We start from the raw sequence: 20326 nt of genomic DNA, 5'->3' as shown, positions 1-20326 counted from the left end.
GAACGCTATCAGTGCGCCAAGATGCCCCTCGGTCACATCGACACCTGCGGAGCGTGGGTCAGCCAACCGGTTCGGAGGCCTTGCTGATCACGTCGGCGACCTGCTCGGGAAACTCCATCGAGATGAACGTACGTCCGCCGGTCACGGTCGTCAGCGTCGCGTTCGGGAACGCGGCCGCCAACTGCTCCGCGAAGCTGATCCTGAAGCACGTGTCGGCGTCGCCCCAGACGATGTGCACCGGCTTGGTGAAGTCGTCGAAACGGCTGGAGACATCGAGCAGGTCCGTCGGCCGCATCGTGCTCATCAGCTTGGCGGCGTCGCGGCGGATCGCCTTGTCACGGCGCGCGGGTTCGATCCAGCTGCGGGTGACTTTCGGATCCGGCTTGCTGGCGAACAGCAGCCCGTAGCCGCGCCGGCTGTGCCGGATGGCGGTGGGCTCGAGCGCGGTGAGAAGCGGCTTGATCAGCGCCGCGTGGCGGCCCACCCTGATCAGCCCCACGAACTCGCTGGGCGGGAAGTGGTCGAAGGCATCGCAGTTGGTGAGGACCAGACGGCCGATCCGGCGGTGGTCGGTGTCGATGGTGAACTGGCACAGCGCCCCGCCGGTGTCGCTGCCGACGAGGGTGACGTCGGTCAGATCGAGGGCGGCGAGGAATCTGTTGATGGTCGCCGCCATGCCGCGTGGGCTGAGGTCGGCGTCGGCGTTCATCGGGACGCGGTGCGAGCCGAGCGGCCAGTTGGGCGCGTAGCTGCGGATGCCGCGCTCGGCGAGCACGTCGGCGACACCCGTCCAGAGCTGGCTGTCGACCAACAAGCCGTGCACGAACACGACCGGCGGGAACGCGCTGTCGGCCGGGCCGGCGACGAGGTAGGTGACAGTGCCCTGCGGGAGTTCGACGTGGTTGAGAGTCGGCGCGGGTGTCGAGGCGGACATGGGGCTCCCGGGACGGTCGGTCGGAACGTGGGCATCACGGTGTAGCTACGAGGAAGCCGACCGCCTGGTCGATCACCTCCGAATCACGCAGGATCCGCTGGTGGCCCAGACCGTCGGTGCTGACCAACTCGGCGGTCGGCCAGCTCGCCCGGAAGGCTTCCCCTTCGGCGTACGGGACCTCCTTGTCCTGGCGATCATGGATCACGAGGGTCGGCGGTCGTTCCCCCGTCACCGTCCGCGGATCAAAATCCGAGAGCGGCCGGCCCGCGAGCCGTTCGATTCTGACCAGCCACCGGGCCATGGTCCGCGGTCCGATCCCGAGCGTCCGAGCCATCTGATGGAGGCTGGTCATCGGGTCGACACTGGGGGCAACGCAGACCAGTCGCCGGAGACCGAGCCCATCGCGGATGGCGGTCGTGGTGGTGGCGCAACCATAGGAGTGCGCGATCACCCCGAGCGGGTCGCCAAACTCGGTTGCGACCGCCCGAAGGGCTCGGATGAATTCCAGGCCGTTACCCCGCCGTCGACCCATCACGCTCGGATCGGAGTCGCCGTGGCCCGGTACATCGAAGGCGACCACGTGAAATCCGGCCTCGACCAAGGGGTTGACGAAGCAGCCGAGCTGACCACGCCAGCCGCCCCAGCCGTGCATCAGGTAGACCGGCGGTCCGTCACCCCATCTCTCCACCGCGACGGATCGGCCCGCGACCTCGATCATCGAGCGGAGGCCCGGGGTCGGGCGTTCGTCGCGGCGCCGGCCGGCGTTGGCAGGCAGGGTGCACCAGAGGTCGAGCGCCAGCCGGGAGCCCGGCCCGGGCGCGACCCGTTCCAGTACGGCGAACGCCGCGCGGAGGGAGGCTAGCTTCAGAAGCGTACGAACGGTCGTGCTTTTTCGTGCCGGGATTACGGTCTTGCTCATGATCCTCACGATCGGGTGTGGCGGCCGGTCAGGACGGTCGGCGCGCGGCGTCCAGCAGGGTTTCGAACGCCCTTCGGGCGCGGGCTTCGGCGTCATCGGCGTCGATCAACTGGAGCCAGTGATAACAGACGAGCATGATCCCGTCGAGATCAAAGGCGAACTGCATCGGGTCGAGATCGGCCCCGAACTGCCCCTCGGTGACGCCGGTCTGGACACTCAGGGCGAGGGAGTCGTAAAGATCGCGGTGATCTTGGAAGAGTTGGTCGCGTACCGGACCAGTTTGCTCCTCGAACTCCGACAGCGCCTTCACGAACAGGCATGCCCCCGGCATGCGACGCAGAACGCAGTCCAACCAGTTCTCGAAAAGGGCGCGAACCCGTGGTTCACCGCGCGGGGTCAGGATCGCCGGCTGGATGACGCTGGCGATGAACTCGTTCCGGGCCTGCTTGAGCACTTCCAACTGCAGCGATTCCTTCGAACGGAAGTGCGCGAACAGACCGCTCTTGCTCAGACCCGTGCTCCGCGCCAGCTCGCCGATGGTCAGGCCACCCAGACCCACCCTGTAGGCGGTCTCCACGCCGACATGCAGGATCGCGGTCCGGGTCTCGGCCCCCTTGCTCATGGAGTGAAAATAGCACGATCGTTCGGGGCACTCGTGACCGCCGGAGTACCAGTTGCATCGAGGCGTTGTCCGTGTACTTGATGTGACCCGAGCGCCAGGCGGCGCTTGGACTGCCCGCGTTACCGCTTGGGCCATTGCCAGGGCGGGCGGTCGAACCTGCCCTGCCCCTCGACCCGGGTTTCGCCGAGCTCCTTGACCAGCTCGATCCTGGTCGGCTTGGTATCGCGGGCCAGCGCGTCGATCAGTTGGCCGGAGTGGCTGACGACCACCACCTGGGTGCGCTCCGCTCCGGCGGCGATCAGTGTGGACAGCGGCCGGATCAGCTCGGGATGCAGGCTCGTTTCCGGCTCGTTGAGCACGAGTAGCGCGGGCGGTCGCGGAGACAGCAGCGCCGCGGCCCACAGGAGGTATCGCAGCGTCCCGTCGGAGAGTTCAGCCGCACCGAGCGGGCGCAGCAGGCCGGGTTGGCGCAGCCGTACCTCCAACCGCGCCCCCTCCGTCCCGATCGCCAGCTCGCTGCCGGGGAACGCCGCGTCGATCGCCGCGGTGAGTGCCGCGTCGTCGCCGATCTCGCGGATCGTCTGGAGTGCGGCGGCAAGGTCTGCGCCGTCGTGGCCGAGCACTGGCGTACGGGTGCCGATCCGTAGCTGCCGTGCCGGTGCCCCAGCGTCAGTGCGGATCTGGTCGTAGAACCGCCACGACCGGACCCGTTCGCGGAGGGTGAGCAGCTCCGGGGCGCGCTGCGGGTCGGTGTACTCACTCAGCATGCTGTCGAAGGGCCCGACCGAGTCCGGGAAGGTCGACCAGGCGCGGCCGTCGCGGATCCGCAACATGGTGCCGGCCCGCTCGACCAGCAGCGTCGCCGGACGCAGCACCGGGCCGGCCCACACTGCCTCCCGCTTCACCTGCGGGTCCAGCTGGAACGCCGACTGGGCCGAAGACTGCGGCAGGCCGAAGTCGATCGCGTACCCGAGGTCGTCCCCGGCGAAGCCCAGTCGCAGTGCGACCGGGCCCCGCCGCAGTGTTCCCTGCACCGGACGCTCGCCTGACCGGACCGCCTTGCTGATCGTTTCGGGCCCGGCCCACAGCGTGGAGGGAAGCCCTCCCTCGCGGGCCAGGGCAGCCACGGCCCCGTTGCGCGCCGAGTCCGCAAGCAGCCGCAGGGCCCGGTAGAGGCTGGACTTGCCGGCACCGTTCCCGCCCGTCACCACGGTCAGCCGGCCCAGCTCGACGACCAAGCTCCGTAACGATCGGTAGTTCTCCACGGCGAGGGAGGCGATCACCCTGGACACGCTACCCAGACCGAACACGCGCACACGAGGCCATCCCCATCCACCCACGGCACGTGATCGCCTGCGCCGAAATTCACTGGATGCTCGAGCGGGTTGCGAGCACGATCGAGCGTCATGGGTGACGAGAGCGTTTGGGGTGTCGAGACGGCTGCGAGGTACGACAGCCCTGGCACAGGCATGTTCGCTGCGCAGGTCCTAGGGCCTACCGTTGATCGGCTGTCCGCACTCGCTGGGGATGCCCCGGCTCTGGAGTTCGCGATCGGTACAGGCCGCGTCGCGGTCCCGCTCGCGGAGCGCGGTGTTCGGGTCGCTGGGGTGGAGCTGTCGCGCCCGATGATCGATCAGCTCCGGACCAAGGTCGGCCACGACACGATCCCGGTCGTCGAAGGCGACATGACCACCGCGATCGCACCGGGAGCCGGAGACTTCGGTCTGGTCTACCTTGTCTACAACGCGATCTCGTGCCTGCTGACACAGGCCGAACAAGTGGAGTGCTTCCGCAACGCGGCTCGCCATCTACGACCTGGCGGACGGTTCGTGATCGAGCTCTGGGTACCTGAACTCCGCAAACTTCCGCCCGGACGACAAGCCACGGTTGGACGCGTCGAACCTGGCTACATCCTGCTCGACACCTACGACGTCCTGAACCAACACGTCGTCTCACATCACTTCCGCTTCGGTGACGGCAAGCGGGCTGAGCTCTTCCGCAGCCCCCACCGCTACATCTGGCCAGCGGAACTCGATCTCATGGCGCAATGCGCAGGCTTCGAACTGGAAACCAGGCACGCCGACTGGCACGAGGCCCCGTTCACCGCCGAATCCACCTCCCACGTCTCCGTCTATCAGCTTGCCTGACACCTCCCGCCGGTCGGTAGAGGAAGCTTCGCAGAGCCGCAGCAACTCATCCAGGACGCGCGAGCTCAACCACCCGGACGTCGCCCGGTCACAACGTCAAGGGGATCGTTTGCTTCGCGGACTGCCACACCGGTTGCCGGCGCTGACGTAGAAGTGGAGACGTGAACGGTCTTTCGGTGCCACACACTTGTACGTGGTGGAGCTAGTAGCGTTCGGCGGATGAGTGTCCCTGATCCCTCACCCGAGCAGTACACGACGACCCTGCCCCGGAAACGGATGGGAGCAGGCGTGTTGCTCCTTGACCCGGATGGCCGGGTCCTTCTCGTGGAGCCCACGTACAAGGATCATTGGGAGGTCCCTGGCGGTGCCGTGGAGGCCGACGAATCGCCATACGAGGCCGCCCGCCGCGAGCTGAAGGAGGAGCTCGGCCTCAGTCAACCGCTGGGGAGCCTCCTGGTCGTCGACTGGGTACCACCGCAGGAGGGACGGACAGAGGGCCTGATGATGATCTTCGACGGCGGCGTGGTGCCGCCTGATGTCGCTGCGGGGATAACCGTGCCGGCAGAGGAACTTCGCGGGTGGGCGTTCTGCTCACCCCAGGAGGCCGCCGACCGGCTGTCACCGCTGCTGTCCCGACGGGTGTCGGCGTGCATAGCCGCGCGAGCAACCGGAACGGTCGCCTACCTGGAAGACGGCCGGCAAGTGACCTGATCCGCCCAACACCATCCACCGTGGTTGTGGTCTGCCGAACGACGATTACGACTGTGTAGCGGCGGCCCGAAGCGGAAGTTCGGCGGTTCGACCCCGCCCCTGCCCACCATCCTGACCAGGCCATACGGCCGTGCGAGACTTCCCGCCAATGCCCGTTGATGGCCCCCTTTTGACCAGCCCGCTGTTGAGCACAGCCCGGGCAGGCCCGGTCCCGCGCAGTCCAATCGTCCAGGTGTCGTGTCAGCAAGCTTCTGCCGAGCAACACCAGCCAGCTAGCGTGCTCCTGGTGGGCGATGGCTGGATAGAGCGTCAGTACGGGGTTGGTGCAAGCGTCGAGGTTGTCGACCGGTTACCCGTGGCCGGCGGGTACTCGTCCTCCCTGGTGGAGCGACTGGAGCTGCTGGTACGACTGCCCGATGGTGGCAGGGACACGCTGACCGTCCTGCGCAAGCGCGCCACCGATGCGGAGGTGGCCGCGCTCCACGCACTCGGTGAGGTGACTGGTGCTACCGCCCTGCCTGAGCTGCTCGCCACCGGAACCGACGCTGACGGACCCTGGGCGATGACTCCGTTCTACGCAGGGAACACGTTACGCACCGAAGCTGACGTCTCCGACGAAGTGATCGCCTCACTCGCGCGGCTGCATGCGCACTATGTTGGCGTCCACGTGCGCGGCTTGCCCGTGATCGATCGCGAGTTGTGGCGTCGCGTTTGCCGCCATGTCAGCATGAGACTCTCCGGGCTGCTTACCGATGCCCAACTGCGGGCGCCGATGGCGCTGGTCGACCGTGTACGCGACGATCCTGTTCTGCTGCGGGCCCTGGACTGGTTGCCTCGTACCTTGGTTCATGGCGACATGCACGCGAACAACGTGCTGGTCGACGGATCAGGGTCGAAGATCATCGACTGGGGGAACGCCCGCCTTGGACCGGCGATGCTCGATCTGGCAAGCATCTCCGCCCCGAGCCGCCCTAGCTTCGATTTGTACGCCGAGGCCTGGGCTGACGCGACAGATGAAGTGCTGGACCGGCGGACGATGTATGTCGGGTTTCTGTGGGCGACGGTGTACGTCAACACCGGATATCTGGGCTTCGCGGCCCAACGCATGGGGCTCGACGTGGTGACGCAGATGGTGGAACGTGCGGGAGAAGCCTTGGCCGGGCTTGCGCAGGTGTCGCGGTAATCGCTTCCCTTCCTGGTGCACCCGGCCCCGTCCGAGGATGGCCGTCAAGCCGCCCGCAGGACGAGGCGGCGCGCCGCGTGGTTCTCGTGCGCAGGTCGCCGCCCGGTCACGATGCCGCTGAGCGTGGTGCCGTGCTGGCGAGCGACGGTCGTTGAACGTTTGGTGCGGTCCCCGCGTAAGTCAGCAGGTCAGGTCTTTGCGCAACAGAACGCAGGTCGTCTCGATTCGTGTGACAGTGCCGTCGGGCAGCTCGTCGTCCCATGAACTGACCTTCCTGCCGTAGGCGACGTAGCCCAGCCGCTCATAGAGCAAGCGAGCGCGGGGGTTGTCCTCCTCCACATCGATCTCAGCCCGGCGTAGCCCGCGGCCCTGGATACGGCGCTCGCACTCACGGATCAGTGCCGAGCCGATGCCACACGACCGCAAGGGCTCGAGCACGGCGAACTGCCACAAGGCCCCGGCGCCGGGGATGGGCTCGTAGTCGACACCACCCTTGCCGATCACTTGGCCGGACGGCAGACAGGCCACAAGGTAGTCCGCCACACCGGCCCGCGCCCGAGTCAGCTGGTCGGCAAGCTGCTTCACGTGCCCTGGCGTACCGGACCATCCCATCCCCCACAGGTCACCGTCGTGCATGGCTCGAATAGTCACGTCCAGTGTCGTCAGTGCGGGTGTGGTGGTAGGCATTTCCGGATGCTAGCAACCACGTTGAAGCAATTTGAGTGCCGTCGTCGCTGACTGTCATCTGCGTCGGCTGCAGCTGCCCGGCAGTGCGGAGAGGTCCCGGGGACTACCCCTACCTACCCATCCCCTCCCATCCGCCGGGCCAGGCGAGGAGGCTGCGCGCCGGCAGGCCTCCCTATCAGCCAGCCGTCCTCGGCTCCTCTTCATGCCGATGCCGCTCGTCGTCTCGCCACGCGTCTTGCGCTGTGACGCGGTTCGTGACACGAAACAGCGCAGAGCCGAGGGTCCAGCGCCGGTTACGGCGTGCGCTGCGGGCAAAGCGCAGGTACATGGCCTAATGATCTTGTGGAGCGTCCTTGCAGTTGCACGGATCCTCGCCGCGCCGACGCGGGGCGGACGACCTGCGGAGGCGCCAGCGCGTTATCACCCTTGGTGAATTGCTCAACGAGGCACGTCCCGGCGGCACGAACGCCATGCGGATCACGCTCTAGAAACGCAGCGTCAAGGGGCGATCGAGAATACAGACTGGATGTGCAGTCAACCTCTGACACCCGCAGACAGCGTGGCCAGCTTGGACCTTGTCATCACACCTAGTGCTGTGCTTCTCTTTTGGCAATCGAATGCCGGCGCAACACATCCGGCGGTTCGGCCAGCACAGACCGGCACATTATCGGGCGGCAGCGTCGCCCTGCCTTTGCGGGCGAGCGTCGTCGACCACCAGACGAGTCGAGCGGACGTGCACTCATGAGCGAATCCCCCACGACCCAGCGGCCAACCGGCTCAACCCGCCGGGTCTTCCTCGGCCGGGCTGCGCTCGCCAGCGCCGGCGTCGCCGGTGTTGGACTCGGCGGCGCGACAACACTGCTTGCCGGCTGCGGGTCGAGCGGCGAACTGGGCAAGCCTCGCACCGGCGGCAGCACGAAGACCGACCGGCTCTCGATGATCGGTGTCGCCCAGCCAAATCCGGGAAGGGGATTCACCAAACTCCTCGACGACTACAAGAAGCGCGAGGGCGTCGAGACGAAGTACCAGTACTTCCCCTCGGAGCGGTTCGTCGCGTTGTTCACAGCCGCACAGAAGGCCAAGCAACCCCTAGACGTGCTGCTACTGAACGGCCAGGACATCCGGCGGTACGCCACCAACGGCACACTGCTGCCACTCGACCTTGACTACACCGACAGGTTCCGCCCGCTTGGCCCCAAGACGTACACCATCAACGGCAAGCTCTGGGGTATTCCAACCGGTGGCCAAGGCGGCTTCATGATCCTTTACAACAAGAAGCTGCTCGACCAGATCGGCGCCGATTACCCGGCCACCTACGATGATCTTCGTGCCATCGGCGGGGAACTCTCCACGAAGGGCGTCGCGGCGTTCACCCATCCGGGCAAGAACGTCTATCTCTGGCCGGTGTGGTTCTTCACGACGTACGCCCAAACGACCAAGAACAAGTCCGAGGAGAAGACGATCGCGCTCCTCAAGGGTGACGGATCCTTCACTGACCCCGAGGTCGTCGAGGCCCTGGACCTCATCTTCGCCTTTCACCGTGACGGCTTGTTCAGTAAGGACGTCCTGAGCATCGACACTGACGGGTCGATGGCAAACATGCAGCGAAGCAAAGCGGCGTTCTGGCTCGGTGGTGACTACGGCGGAATCAGCCAAGACCACCCAGCCGCCGTCGATCCGCGGCTTCAGGTAATCCCCCGGCTGGTGTCAGACGCGTCAGTGACGTCGCAGTTTCCCGGTGGGCCAGGCAGCCCGCTCTGCCTCTACAAGGGCATCTCCGAGGAATCCAGGACGGCTGCCCTCAAACTCATCGACTACCTCAGCTCCGATGCATCCGCGAGTTACCTCGTCAAGGACAACCATGGCGCCTTCACTACCAACGCCAACGCACAGGGCTCCGACGACCCAGCAGCGAAGGACGCGGCGAAGTACATCGACCACATGACGGTCTACCTCGACTGGTACTGGCCCCCGGAGATCACCGCTGCGTTCCAGCAAGGTATTCAGGCCGGAGTAGCCGGGAGCAAGAACGCCGAACAGGTGGCCGCCGACATCCAGGCCACGTGGCAGAAAGTCCAGCAGGGCGGCTGGAAGTTCGCATGAGCAGCACGACGGAGCGAAGCCGTGCGCCATCGCCACAGCTAGCCACCCCAGATCCGGCCCCGCGACCGCGACTCCTCGGTATCGTGCCGTACTTCTGGGTCGCCCCAGCACTAGCAGTCTTTGCGCTGTTCACTCTGCTCCCGGTCGCGGTTGCGCTTGGGCTGAGCTTCACCTCGTGGGACGGCTCGGGCGACCCGGTCTTCAACGGCCTACACAACTACGCCCAGGCCTTCGGAGACCGGGAGTACTGGACAGCGATTCTCCACAACGTCCAGTACGCCGTCGGCACTGTCGTGGGCAAGCTCGTACTCAGCCTTGGGCTCGCACTGGCCATGAACCAGGTCCTACCGGCACGAGCGATCTTCCGTACGGCGCTGTTTCTACCCGTAGTGCTGTCCTTCGTCGTCGTTGGCCTGCTCTGGTCATGGATCTACAACTACGACGCAGGCCTCCTCAACAGCATGTTCGGCCACCTCGGGCTGGAGAACCTGCAACGGGACTGGCTTGGTGACCAGAAGGTCGCCTTGTGGGCGCTGGTGATCGTCGACATCTGGAAGTGGTTCGGCTTCCATATGATCATCTTCCTCGCGGGACTGCAGAGCATCCCACAGGAGTTGTACGAAGCCGGGAGGATCGACGGCGCCACGTCCTGGCGACTGCTTAGGCACATCACGCTGCCGCTGATCCTGCCGATCTCACTCATCAACCTCGTGCTGGCCGCCTCTGGCGCCTTCAACGTCTTCGACGTCGTTTACGTCATGACAGAGGGAGGGCCGGTCAATGCCACCAACGTCGCCATGATGGAGATCTACAAGCAGGCGTTCCAGTTCTATCACTTCGGCTACTCGTCGGCGCTGTCTGTCGTCCAGCTCGTCCTCGTCTCCGTCGTCTCACTGACCCTGCTGCTCGTCATCGGCCGGCGTGGCCAGCTCCTAGGACAAGAACATGGCTAAGTCCAGCGCGCTCGCCCACGAGCACCCAGTCCTCCCCCGCGTCGTAAGGATCGCCTCGGTAACGGTGCTCGCGGTGTTCACCCTCGCGGTCGTGTACCCGCTCCTTGCTGTGTTCTTCAACTCCTTCAAGACACAGGCTGACTTCTTCACCAACCCATGGTGGCTGCCCGAACACCTCGTCCTCGGTAACTACACCTATGCCTGGACACAGGCACGCATCCCGCGGTTCATGCTCAACAGCCTCGTCGTCGCCGTGCTCACGACGGGCCTCACTCTGGTGCTCGCCTCGCTCGCCGGCTACGCGTTCGCAAGGTTCCGATTCCGCTGGCGCAACGGTCTCTTCCTGCTGTTCGCGATCCTGCTCATCGTGCCAGCACCTATCAGCATCATTCCGCTCTATGTCATCGTCGCCGAGCTCCACCTGATCGACACCTACTGGGCGCTGGTGCTGCCGTACGCCGCCGGCGCCATGCCGCTCTCGATCTACTTGCTTCGGGCGTTCTTCGCCACCATCCCGAGCGAACTCACCGACGCGGCACGGATAGACGGCTGCTCCGACCTCTCGGCGTTCCTTCGGGTGGTGCTACCGATCTCGCGGCCCGGCATCGCGACGGTCGGGATCCTTGCCTTTGTCCACGCCTGGAACGAGTTCTTCCTCGCCCTGATCTTCATCCACAACCAGGACCTCATGACACTGCCGCTCGGGCTGCAGACGTTCTTCTACCAGTACCACGTCGAGTGGCCCTACTACTTCGCAGGCCTGTCGACGGCCATCGTGCCGATCATCATCGTCTACGTCGCGCTCCAGCGACAGTTCATCCGAGGCATGACCGCCGGCGCTGTACGGTAGCGACACGCCCCACCACGTGGCTGTCGCCTCGGTCGCCATCCGCTCCCCTGCTTCCTCGCGATGACGATCCTTGCGCTTGTGCTCCGCAGCCGCGAGGGGAAGGCGATCGCCGCCGCACTGCCCGTCCTTGCCCGTGACGGAGACGTCGACGAGCACGAGGGCGCACTGCTCGCGTACCTCGGCCAGCGTTGTCGCTGGCGTCGCGAGGTTCGTCGCCGTTCGGGTCGGGCTGCTGCTCGCGCGACAGGCCGCTACCAGGCCCAGGTAAGCGCGCTTGCCATCAGGACGACTCGCACACCAGTCCGGTGCACGGGACGGACTCGATGAGCAGGCGCAGGCGGTAGCCGTCGCGAGGGCCGACATGTTCGCCACCGACACTGCCGCGAACGCGTAGTCGGCCAGGCGCGGGGCGGCGAGGACTGCCCAGCCTGAGCGATGGGCGCGCGCTGTACTGCTCGATACGATGAGTCAATGACCGCGCACGCATTGACTGTCAGGGACCTCGACTGGGCCGTCACCGTACTCACCCGGCGTCGAGAACTACTGGTTGAGCAGGCTCCGATTTTCTGGCGCCCTGCGCCTGAGGCCGCGAAAACGCACCGAGCGTTCATCGAGCACCTCCTCATGGACGCTGGCGGCAAGGGCTACCGAACCGATGCGTCTGTTCTGATCGCCGCACCGCGGGGAGATGGGTGGCTCATCGACGATGCCTACGTTCCCGAAGACCATGGGGCCAACCGAGATGGTCAGGCGTTGTGGGACGCCCTCGCCGCCGACTGTGCTGGCGCCGCGGTGAGGTTCGTCTGTCCGACCTACGAACGTGAACGAGGCGAGTTCGCGCGCAGCGTCGGCTTGGAGTTGGCCGAGTCCTGGTGGCTTGTGGAGTTGGAGGGCTCAGGGGGCGGCCAGGCTGGTGTCGAGGTTGAACTTCCTGGCGCCGCCGCGCTTACTGTCGGCGCGCCTCCGGTTTACGCACCGCCCGGTCCGATCCTGTTCCTGCCGGCCCCCACAGAAGCGGCACGAGCACTTCCCGCCGCGGTCGAGGAGGCGCCGAAGCTCGGCTGCGCCGCGATCGTCGTCAACCAGAAGGCAGACGACAGCGGACTGGAGGCAGAACTCACGAAAGCGGGGTTCCGCCAGCACTGCGACTACTACACCGGGACCGTCTGAAGCCCTGAAGCTCGCGCCCGGATCTGTGGTGGTCGATGGCTCCCTGTCTCATTCAGCACCCTCGCCGGGAGCGTGCGCCTTAACGAGGTCCAGGAGCCCAACCAACTCATCCTGGGAACGGCTGTCGCCGCCGCGGGCCTCATCTGGATAGCCGGGGCGCTCACACCGCACGAGGCATACCTGAGCACCGTGCTGGGACCACTGATCCTCTTCGGCTGCGGAATCGGCATGTCATTCGGCGCGATGGCGATGGCAGCCACCCACGGCGTGCCCTCGCACCAGGCAGGCCTGGCCTCGGGGCTACTCAACACCACCCGTCAGGTGGGAGGCGCCATGGGTCTCGCTGTCATGGCCACCGCCGCCTCGGGTCTGACGAGCCGACTGCTGAGCACCTCCGAAGGTGCCCCCACCGCGCTCACCGAGGGCTACAAACTGGCATTCCTCGTCGCCGGCCTGGGATTGGCGGCCGGCATGCTCCTCGCCTTCGCACTCCCACGGCCCGCGGCCAACTGAAGGACCCCGGCACGCGGTCATCCGACCTGCCCGCAAGGGCGACTTGCCTCCCACCTTCCCGTGATCATTCACTTCTGATTCACCTGCCCGGGATACGAGGAGCGAGCGGGACAAAGATGCCGTATGGCCCGCGTTAAGAAACACCCGCTCGAGATTTACTACTAGCGAGTCCGGACCTACCGTGCTTGAGGCGGCTCGCTCCCGTCCTCGTGGACGAGAGGATCACCGCCCGCAACGGGCTCCGAGTGGAGCCCTACCAGGGATCTTCCGACTCCTGGTGGACGACCGCCACCCCGAGCTGGGCGGCACAGATGCCCAACGCCTCCGCGTCCTGATCGGCACGCGGGAGAGGCGGCTGGCCGGCTGAAGAAGGATGGGAACGATGGCCGCGATGGTCGTGATAGTGCTGCTCATCTTGGCAGTGGCGCTGATTACGGGTCGGAGGAAGTAGACCCGAGCGACCGGCGAGTTCCCCCGCTAGGTAGGTCCCGCGCGGCGTGGCCGCGCACACCGGTTCCTCGTCGCCGGGGAGTCGCAGTCAGGCGAGCCGCCGTCGTTCGCGCGACTTACGCAGGTTCGCCGCGTTGCCGCACACCTTGACGTCGTGCCACACCCCGCTGTTGTTTCTCGACTGGTCGTAGAAGGCGGCGGCGCATCGCGGGTTGGCGCAGGTCTTGAGTCTGCGCCAGGTGCCGTCCTGCTGGGCGATGAAGCATTCGAGGTACACCGCCGCGGCGATCGCGCGCCACCCGTCACCTCGCGGGTGCAGGTCCACGTTGCCGTCGGCGATGGAAAACCCGAGCGTCACCGATTTCGGGACATCCGGCCCTTGGCCTTCCGTGCTCCCGTTGATCACGCTGAAGATGTCGGTCCGCAACGCCCGCAGGGCTTCGACGTCGGCCGCGCCCACGGTCACCTCGAGTCGATCACGATGTGTGGTCTGTGCGTAGGAGTCGAGAACCGTCTCGGCCCACTCCAGGGCGCCGGGGATGTCGTCGAGCAGGTCGTTCCGGGCGGCGCTGGTGTTCAGCAGCTCCTGTACCAGGGCAAGGCCGGACGGCGCGGCGGTCAGCGCGTGGCGGTGGGTGGCGGGCCAGGAGATCACCCCGCCAGCGTACCCCTGGGAGACAGAACCGTGCGAACTATGCGTATGTCGATCAACGGAGACGTGGAGCCCTGAAGTACGGAGCGATCGCGACGTCGCACCGGCGCTTGCCCGACATAGGCAATCGGGTTACGGTTATGTCGTGCTCTTCGCTGGAGTACCTGGAACGCGCAACAGAGCGGCGCCTCAGCGGCGATCGCGGTGACCAGAGCGTTCCGGCTCTTGTCACACCGATCAAGCAGAGTTTCGGGAGGCCAAGTGGACACCGATCATGAGAAGTCGATTCTCGTCACGGGAGCCACCGGCAAGACGGGCGGCCACGCGGTCCGCCTTCTGCTGAGGGATGGGCTCCGGGTACGCGCTCTGGTTCACCGCGAGGACGAGCGATCCGAGCAGCTGGCGGCCGGGGCCGAGGTGGTGCGTGGTGACCTCCACGACCTGGACGATGTCGGCGCGGCGACACGTGACGTGGGAAGTGCGTACTTCGTCCATCCGATCGCGCCAGGTCTGATCGAGGCGACCGTCATCTTCGCCCAGGCGGCGGCCGAGAACGGCGTGGACGCCATCGTCAACATGTCGCAGATCTCCGCCCGCCGCGAAGCCAAGAGTGACGCCGCCCGTCAACACTGGCTTGCGGAACGCCTTCTCGACAGGTACCCGGCACAGGTGACCCACCTACGGCCGACCTTCTTCGCCGAATGGCTGACCACGTTCGGGGAGTACGACGAGAAGGGCGGCGTTCTTCGATTTCCCATGGGCGACGGCCGTCACGCGCCGATCGCGGCGGAGGACCTGGGGCGTGTGGTTGCCGCCGTTCTCGCGAACCCCGCCGCGCACGGTGGCAGGACGTACCCGATCTTCGGACCGGTGGAGCTCCACCACGACAAGATTGCGGCTCGAGTGTCCAAGGCGCTCGGCAGACCGGTGCGGTACGAACCGATCTCTCCGGCGACCTTCGCTGACATCCTTCGTGGCCGCGGCTATTCACCGCACCTGATACAGCACCTGCGAAACGTCGCGATCGACTACCAGAACGGTGTCTTCGCCGGCACCAACGACGTCGTCGAGACCATCACCGGCAGGCCACCCATGGGGGTCGAGGAGTTCGTCGAGAAGAACAGACAGGCGTTCGACGGCGCGCAGCTCGCTCGGCCAGGAAAGTAAGGGATACACACATGTCCGACAGTCCGAAGCGAACCCGCCGGTACGTTCTCGCGGAGCGCCCTGCGACCCCCACCGGGCCGCTCCACGACAGCGTTCTGCGCTACGAGGACGACGTTCCCGTACCGCGGCTCGACGCAGGACAGGTTCTGGGGAGGGTCGAGTGGATGTCGCTGGACGTCGCCACCCGGGGCTGGATGAACGACACCCGGAGCTACGTTGCGCCGGCACCGCTGGGCGAGGCCATGCGCGCGCTGGGCGCGGGCACAGTGAGCGCATCGGAGCATCCTGATTTCGCTGTCGGAGATCGGGTGTGCGGCTCGCTGGGCTGGCAGGAGGATGCCGTGGTGGACGGCGCGACACTGCGGCGGGTCCCCGACGGAGTGCCGTTGGAAGCCTCCCTGAACATCTTGGGCATCGCCGGACAGACAGCCTGGGTGGGACTGCACGACATCGGACAACCGCGCAAGGGAGAGACGGTCGTCGTCACCGCGGCCGCCGGCGGCGTTGGTTCGATCGCCGTTCAGCTCGCGGTCGCCGCTGGCGCACGGGTGATTGGCGTGGCCGGAACCGCGGCCAAGTGCGAGTGGGTGTGCGAGATCGGCGCCGAGGACTGCATCAACTACCGAGAGGAGGACGTGTCGGCAGCGTGCGCCCGACTGTGTCCTGACGGGGTCGACGTGATCTTCGACAATGTCGGCGGCGCGACGCTCGACGCGATACTCCCCCACGTGGCGGTCAACGTCCGTGTCGTCCTGTGCGGTGCGATCTCCCGGTACGAGGGCGGACGCGGTCCTGCCCCGCTGGACAACTGGTTTCACCTGTTGCCCAACAGGGCCAGGATGGAAGGTTTCATCTACGCCGATCACGAGGCCCGCTTCGATGAGATCGAAGCCGATCTGCTGCCCCGGCTTCGCAACGGGGAACTGCGCAGCCGGGAGCACGTGGTCAATGGGCTGACCGCGGCACCGGGCGTACTCCAGATGCTCTTCGACGGTTCCAACACAGGCAAGCTTCTGGTGTGGATCAGCCATCCCTGACTTCGGGCCACGAATTCGTGATTGAGGAGAATCCCAGATGTCATCTGTACTCATCACCGGTGCGTCCAAAGGCATCGGCCGGGCCATCGCGATCGAGCTGTCCAGCCGGGGTCACCGGGTGATCGCTACCGCGCGCCGTCCGGAAGCGCTGGCTGACCTGCCTGTCGACCAACGCCTCCGCCTTGACGTCACCGTCCAGGAGACCGTCGACCAGGCCGTTCGGGACGCGGGCGACATCGACGTGCTGGTCAGCAATGCCGGTGCGACGGTGCGCGCGCCGCTGGAGAGCGTCCCGCTCTCAGAGGTCGAACACCTCTTCCAACTCAACACCTTCGGAGCGCTGCGGGTGGCACAGAGCGTGCTTCCGGCCATGCGGGAACGAGGGGCGGGCCGCCTCGTGTTCGTGTCCAGTATCCAGGGGCGACTGGTGCTGCCGATGATCGGCCCGTACGGCGCCAGCAAGTGGGCGCTGGAAGCGCTCGCCGAGACCCTCGCCATCGAGACCGGTCACTTCGGCATCAAGGTGAGCGTCGTGCAGCCCGGCGTGGTCTCCACCGGCGGCGGTGAGCGGGCCAAGGTGTTCCTGAAGGAGAACGACCCCTACACCCCGCTGTACGAGGCACTCCCCGCGCTCCGGGGCGACTCCGTCACACCCGAGGAGGTAGCCGCCACCGTGGCCGACACGATCGAGCAGAGCGAGCCTCCACTACGTGTACCGGTCGGCGCACCCGCCAAGCGGATCCTCCAGGCTCGCAAGGAAGCTCCCGAGGGCCAACCCTTCCTGACGGCCGAGATCAACTGGTAGTTGGCCGAGTAGTCCGATGGCCCCGGTCTGGCCCGCGGTACGCAGGGTCAGGAGGCTGGCATGGAGGCACAGCGGGACGGGCGACCGCGGCGCCTGACCGTGAGGACGGCGATGGTGGCCAGTGTCGCGGTGAGGCTGAGGATTCCGCCCGTACGGAAGGCGCTGAGGAGTCCGAGGTGGTCCACCAGGACACCGCCCGCGGCGGCGCCGACGGCGAGGGAGAGCTGAGCGATCGCCACGAAGAGGGAGAGTGCCCCCTCGGCGTGGCCGGGTTCGGCCCGCATCATCCAGGTCTGCATGGTGACTGGCACCATTCCCCAGCTGGCACCCCACAGCGCGAGCAGGACGATGGCGAGGACCGACAGATGGGCTGCCGCGCCGAGGGCCAGCACGGTCAGGCCGAGGCCCGCGGAGGAGACCAGTAGCGCCGCGGTGAGGAACCGCCGGGCCGCGGCGCCAGCGGCGAAGTTGCCGGCGAGACCGGCGATGCCATAGAGCAGGAGCAGCGTGCCCACCGTGGCCCCGCTGACACCGAGGCGCTGTTCGAGGTAGGGCGTGACGAAGGTGTAGGCGGTGAACTGGGCGCTGTGGATGAGGATGGCGGCGATCAGACCAGCCCTTCCACGCCTGGTGCGGGTGACCGCGAGCAGGTCACGAGCCCGTAGCCGCCGGACCGAGGGCATCGCGGGCAGCGTCAGCAGCTGTACGAGCAGGGCACCCGCCGCCAGCGCGGTAATGCTGCCGAAGGCGGCGCGCCATCCCAGTACGTGCCCGACGGTGGCCCCGAGTGGCAGGCCCAGGACGGTGCCGATGGCGATGCCGCCACTGACGACGGCAACGGCGTGACTGGCTGAGCGAGCCGGTACCAGGCGGGCTGCGGCGCTGATGCCGACCACCCAGAATCCGCCACTCCCCAGGCCGAGCAGCACCCGGCCCGCGAGTGCCACCTCGAAGGTGGAGGTCATGGTGACCAGGGCGTTCGAGGTGAGGATCGCGGTGGTCAGGCCCAGCATGATGCGGCGACGGTCCAGGCGGCTGAGCGCGACGGCGGTCAGCGGCGCCCCGGCAGCAGCGGCCAGCCCGGGCACGGTGACCAGCAGGCCGGCTCTCCCCTCGGGGACGGAGAAGACCGATGCCATGGACGACAGGAGTCCGATGGGCATGAACTCCGAGGTCACCAGGACGAAGGAGCCGACGGCCAGCGCCATGACCGCGATCCATGGGCTCCGGGAGCCGGGCGCGGATCGCGAGGGATCCGCGCCCGGCGTCGCCGTCGAAATCTTGAGCACACACTCAAAAATACGGTGGCCCCGACCTGCGTCAAGGGATATGTTGAATGAACGCTTCAAAAACGGAGGGTGGGCCATGGCACGGGGGCGTCCCCGCGAGTTCGACGTCGACAAGGTCCTGCAAGCGGCACTGAACGTTTTCTGGGCCAGGGGCTACGAAGGCACGACCATGGCTGACCTCGGCGAGGCGACCGGCCTTCAGCCCGGCAGCATCTACGCCGCATTCGGTTCCAAAGCCGGACTTTTCAAGCAGGTCGCCGACCGATACGTCACCACCGCCTTCTCCTACGGCAGCCACGCCCTCGAGGCGGACAGCGCCCGGGAGGTCGTTCGCCGCTGGCTCACCGGGGCCGCCGAGACCAGCACGGGAGAGGCCACACCGGCCGGATGCCTCCTGGTCCAGGGCGCACTCGTCACCAGCGACGCATCCCGCCCGGTCGGGCAGGACCTGTGCACTCGCCGAACGGCCGCCCAGGTCATGCTGGCCGAACGATTCGTCCAGGCGCTGGACAACGGAGACCTTCCGGTCGAAGTCGAAGCCCGCGTCGCCGCGCAGTACGTCGTCGCCCTCGCCGAAGGCATCGCCGTGGAAGCGGCCTCGGGAGCCAGCCGCGAAACGCTGCTGGGCCTCGTCGAACTGTCCATGCGACGTCTGCCCTGGGAGGACTGACCCGCGCGCGGGTCCCTCCCCAAGCAAAACCGCCTGGGTGTTGACAGGTGCGGTCGCGCGCATAATATTGAACACGTACTCAATAAATCGTGAAGCCGCCCCGCGTCCACCAGCGCGCCCCCACGAAAGAACCCACCCCATGTATGTCGGATTCATCGGCGCCGGAGCCATCTCTCAGGCCATCGCGACCCGACTGGTCGCCTCCGACGTAGAAAAGATCACCCTCAGCAACAGCCGCGGACCCGCGTCCCTGTCCGGCGTCGTACGCCGACTCGGAGGCAGTACCGAAGCGGGAACGGCCCAGCAGGCGGCGGAGGCCGACCTCACGATCCTTTCGGTGCCCTCTAGTCGCGTCCCCGCCGCACTCGCACAGGTCCCAGACTGGACGGGCCGCATCCTCGTCGACACCAACAACCCCATCGAGGCGCCCACCTTCGTGCCCGTGGACCTGGGAAGTCAGACCTCCAGCGAGGTCGTGGCCGAACTGGCGCCCGGCGCGCGGGTCGTCAAGGGGCTCAACCACCTGGCCCCTCCGATCATCGCGGCGGATCCTCATGACGGAGGCGGTCGGAGGGTGGCCTTCTACTCAGGAGACGACCAGCGCGCCAAGAAGACCTTCGCGGCGCTTCTGCACCGCCTCGGCTTCGAGGGCATCGACCTCGGGCCCCTCGCAACCGGTGGAGCACTGCACCAGTTCCCCGGCGGCCCGCTGCCGTCCCGGAACCTCGTGCAGTACTAGTCGCCGGACTACGCAGGGGCACCGAGAGCGTCCGGGCGTTGCACTCGACCACTGGCGGTCGCCGACCAGCCTTGGCACTCTCCCGCCCATGGATTACACAGACCTTCATCCGGTCCCCGAGTGCAAGAACGGCACCGAGGCAGAGATGCTGTGCTTCGCCCTTGACCGGGCGCGGGCCCAGTTCGCCTGGAAAACCGGACGGCTCGACGCCGAGCAGCTCCGCCGGCAGGTTCCGCCGTCAACAATGACCTTGGCCGGCCTGGTCAAGCACATGGCGTTCGTCGAGGATGGGTTTGCCGCGCGAGCCGACGGGCGGGAGCCCGGCCCGCCGTGGGACGCGACGGACCGGGTAGCGACCGACCGGTGGACGTGGAACTCCGCGGCGACCGACGAGCCGGAGGCCCTCTACGCACTCTGGTACGGCGCCGTCACTCGGTCGAGGATCGCGTGGCGCGAGATGGTCGCCGACGGCGGACTCGAGACGCGCGTCGAGAGCGGCAGCCCCGACTGGATCGTGAACCGCCGGCGCATCCTCATCGACCTGCTGGAGGAGTACCTGAAACACACCGGTCACGCCGACATCCTCCGTGAGGCGGTCGACGGACTCGTCGGCAACGACCCGGAGTGACCACGCCTACGTCCCAGGCCGGAGGACGGACCGGAGCGAGTCGAGCCCCCGGCTTGTGCGTTCGCATACCCTCGGTCGAACATATGTTCTATCCTCC

Annotated in this window: 21 protein-coding genes; 14 read left to right on the top strand and 7 right to left on the bottom strand. The window is 66.7% G+C overall.

Annotated features, from left to right (window positions below; genetic code table 11):
- Positions 1-58: 58 nt before the first annotated feature.
- From HEB94_RS25485 to HEB94_RS25470, 4 genes are all read right to left on the bottom strand, one after another.
- A complete protein-coding gene (locus HEB94_RS25485; RefSeq protein ID WP_192752239.1) occupies positions 59-934 on the bottom strand; it encodes an alpha/beta fold hydrolase in 876 nt (291 codons plus the stop codon).
- A 34-nt stretch (positions 935-968) separates the two neighbouring features.
- Positions 969-1853, bottom strand: a complete 885-nt coding sequence (locus tag HEB94_RS25480; protein ID WP_192752238.1) for an alpha/beta fold hydrolase — start codon at positions 1851-1853, stop codon at positions 969-971.
- A gap of 28 nt (positions 1854-1881) precedes the next feature.
- Complete coding sequence (locus tag HEB94_RS25475; RefSeq protein ID WP_192752237.1) at positions 1882-2475, bottom strand: TetR/AcrR family transcriptional regulator; 594 nt, start codon at positions 2473-2475, stop codon at positions 1882-1884.
- A 119-nt stretch (positions 2476-2594) separates the two neighbouring features.
- Positions 2595-3758, bottom strand: coding sequence for an AAA family ATPase (locus HEB94_RS25470; RefSeq protein WP_192752236.1), 1164 nt, complete (start codon positions 3756-3758; stop codon positions 2595-2597).
- A 123-nt stretch (positions 3759-3881) separates the two neighbouring features.
- On the opposite strand from HEB94_RS25470, the gene HEB94_RS25465 reads away from it, so the two are divergent.
- The 3 genes from HEB94_RS25465 (at position 3882) to HEB94_RS25455 (ending at position 6516) form a co-directional block, all read left to right on the top strand.
- Positions 3882-4622, top strand: coding sequence for a methyltransferase domain-containing protein (locus HEB94_RS25465; RefSeq protein WP_192752235.1), 741 nt, complete (start codon positions 3882-3884; stop codon positions 4620-4622).
- A gap of 219 nt (positions 4623-4841) precedes the next feature.
- The gene (locus HEB94_RS25460) at positions 4842-5333 is read left to right on the top strand and encodes an NUDIX hydrolase (RefSeq protein ID WP_337917997.1); all 492 of its coding nucleotides are present in this window, start codon (positions 4842-4844) and stop codon (positions 5331-5333) included.
- Positions 5334-5619: 286 nt separating this feature from the next.
- Positions 5620-6516: a phosphotransferase gene (locus tag HEB94_RS25455; protein WP_192752233.1), complete on the top strand. Its 897-nt coding sequence runs from the start codon at positions 5620-5622 to the stop codon at positions 6514-6516.
- 180 nt (positions 6517-6696) lie between these two features.
- Here the strand turns inward: HEB94_RS25455 and HEB94_RS25450 are convergent, their stop codons facing one another.
- On the bottom strand, positions 6697-7203 hold the full coding sequence (locus tag HEB94_RS25450) for a GNAT family N-acetyltransferase (RefSeq protein WP_192752232.1): 507 nt from the start codon (positions 7201-7203) through the stop codon (positions 6697-6699).
- A gap of 741 nt (positions 7204-7944) precedes the next feature.
- Here HEB94_RS25450 and HEB94_RS25445 point away from each other — a divergent pair.
- The 5 genes from HEB94_RS25445 (at position 7945) to HEB94_RS25425 (ending at position 12792) form a co-directional block, all read left to right on the top strand.
- On the top strand, positions 7945-9306 hold the full coding sequence (locus tag HEB94_RS25445) for an ABC transporter substrate-binding protein (RefSeq protein ID WP_192752231.1): 1362 nt from the start codon (positions 7945-7947) through the stop codon (positions 9304-9306).
- An 83-nt stretch (positions 9307-9389) separates the two neighbouring features.
- Positions 9390-10259: an ABC transporter permease subunit gene (locus HEB94_RS52705; RefSeq protein ID WP_192752230.1), complete on the top strand. Its 870-nt coding sequence runs from the start codon at positions 9390-9392 to the stop codon at positions 10257-10259.
- The gene (locus HEB94_RS25435; protein WP_192752229.1) at positions 10252-11109 is read left to right on the top strand and encodes a carbohydrate ABC transporter permease; all 858 of its coding nucleotides are present in this window, start codon (positions 10252-10254) and stop codon (positions 11107-11109) included. The genes HEB94_RS52705 and HEB94_RS25435 overlap by 8 nt, the downstream gene beginning before the upstream one ends.
- Positions 11110-11580: 471 nt before the next feature.
- Positions 11581-12279, top strand: a complete 699-nt coding sequence (locus HEB94_RS25430; protein ID WP_192752228.1) for a hypothetical protein — start codon at positions 11581-11583, stop codon at positions 12277-12279.
- A gap of 72 nt (positions 12280-12351) precedes the next feature.
- Complete coding sequence (locus tag HEB94_RS25425; protein WP_192752227.1) at positions 12352-12792, top strand: MFS transporter; 441 nt, start codon at positions 12352-12354, stop codon at positions 12790-12792.
- Between the two features lie 538 nt (positions 12793-13330).
- Here the strand turns inward: HEB94_RS25425 and HEB94_RS25420 are convergent.
- Positions 13331-13897, bottom strand: a complete 567-nt coding sequence (locus tag HEB94_RS25420) for a CGNR zinc finger domain-containing protein (protein WP_202896540.1) — start codon at positions 13895-13897, stop codon at positions 13331-13333.
- A gap of 258 nt (positions 13898-14155) precedes the next feature.
- Between HEB94_RS25420 and HEB94_RS25415 the strand changes: the two genes are divergently transcribed.
- From HEB94_RS25415 to HEB94_RS25405, 3 genes are read left to right on the top strand one after another with little or no spacing between them, the layout of a single operon-like run.
- The gene (locus HEB94_RS25415) at positions 14156-15061 is read left to right on the top strand and encodes an NmrA family NAD(P)-binding protein (RefSeq protein ID WP_192752226.1); all 906 of its coding nucleotides are present in this window, start codon (positions 14156-14158) and stop codon (positions 15059-15061) included.
- An 11-nt stretch (positions 15062-15072) separates the two neighbouring features.
- The gene (locus tag HEB94_RS25410; protein ID WP_192752225.1) at positions 15073-16098 is read left to right on the top strand and encodes an NADP-dependent oxidoreductase; all 1026 of its coding nucleotides are present in this window, start codon (positions 15073-15075) and stop codon (positions 16096-16098) included.
- Positions 16099-16135: 37 nt separating this feature from the next.
- Positions 16136-16903 (top strand): SDR family oxidoreductase, encoded by a 768-nt coding sequence (locus tag HEB94_RS25405; RefSeq protein WP_192752224.1) that lies wholly within the window; start codon positions 16136-16138, stop codon positions 16901-16903.
- Between the two features lie 47 nt (positions 16904-16950).
- Here HEB94_RS25405 and HEB94_RS25400 read toward each other — a convergent pair whose 3' ends face one another.
- A complete protein-coding gene (locus HEB94_RS25400; protein WP_192752223.1) occupies positions 16951-18111 on the bottom strand; it encodes an MFS transporter in 1161 nt (386 codons plus the stop codon).
- Positions 18112-18268: 157 nt separating this feature from the next.
- Between HEB94_RS25400 and HEB94_RS25395 the strand changes: the two genes are divergently transcribed.
- The 3 genes from HEB94_RS25395 (at position 18269) to HEB94_RS25385 (ending at position 20229) form a co-directional block, all read left to right on the top strand.
- The gene (locus HEB94_RS25395) at positions 18269-18862 is read left to right on the top strand and encodes a TetR/AcrR family transcriptional regulator (RefSeq protein WP_202896539.1); all 594 of its coding nucleotides are present in this window, start codon (positions 18269-18271) and stop codon (positions 18860-18862) included.
- Between the two features lie 139 nt (positions 18863-19001).
- Positions 19002-19601, top strand: a complete 600-nt coding sequence (locus HEB94_RS25390) for an NADPH-dependent F420 reductase (RefSeq protein ID WP_192752221.1) — start codon at positions 19002-19004, stop codon at positions 19599-19601.
- A gap of 88 nt (positions 19602-19689) precedes the next feature.
- Entirely contained in the window at positions 19690-20229 is a 540-nt protein-coding gene (locus tag HEB94_RS25385) for a mycothiol transferase (protein ID WP_192752220.1), read from the top strand.
- Positions 20230-20326: the final 97 nt, after the last annotated feature.

This window comes from Actinopolymorpha pittospori (assembly GCF_014873875.1).
Taxonomy (GTDB): Bacteria; Actinomycetota; Actinomycetes; order Propionibacteriales; family Actinopolymorphaceae; genus Actinopolymorpha; species Actinopolymorpha pittospori.
This window is presented reverse-complemented; position numbering and strand designations above follow the sequence as displayed.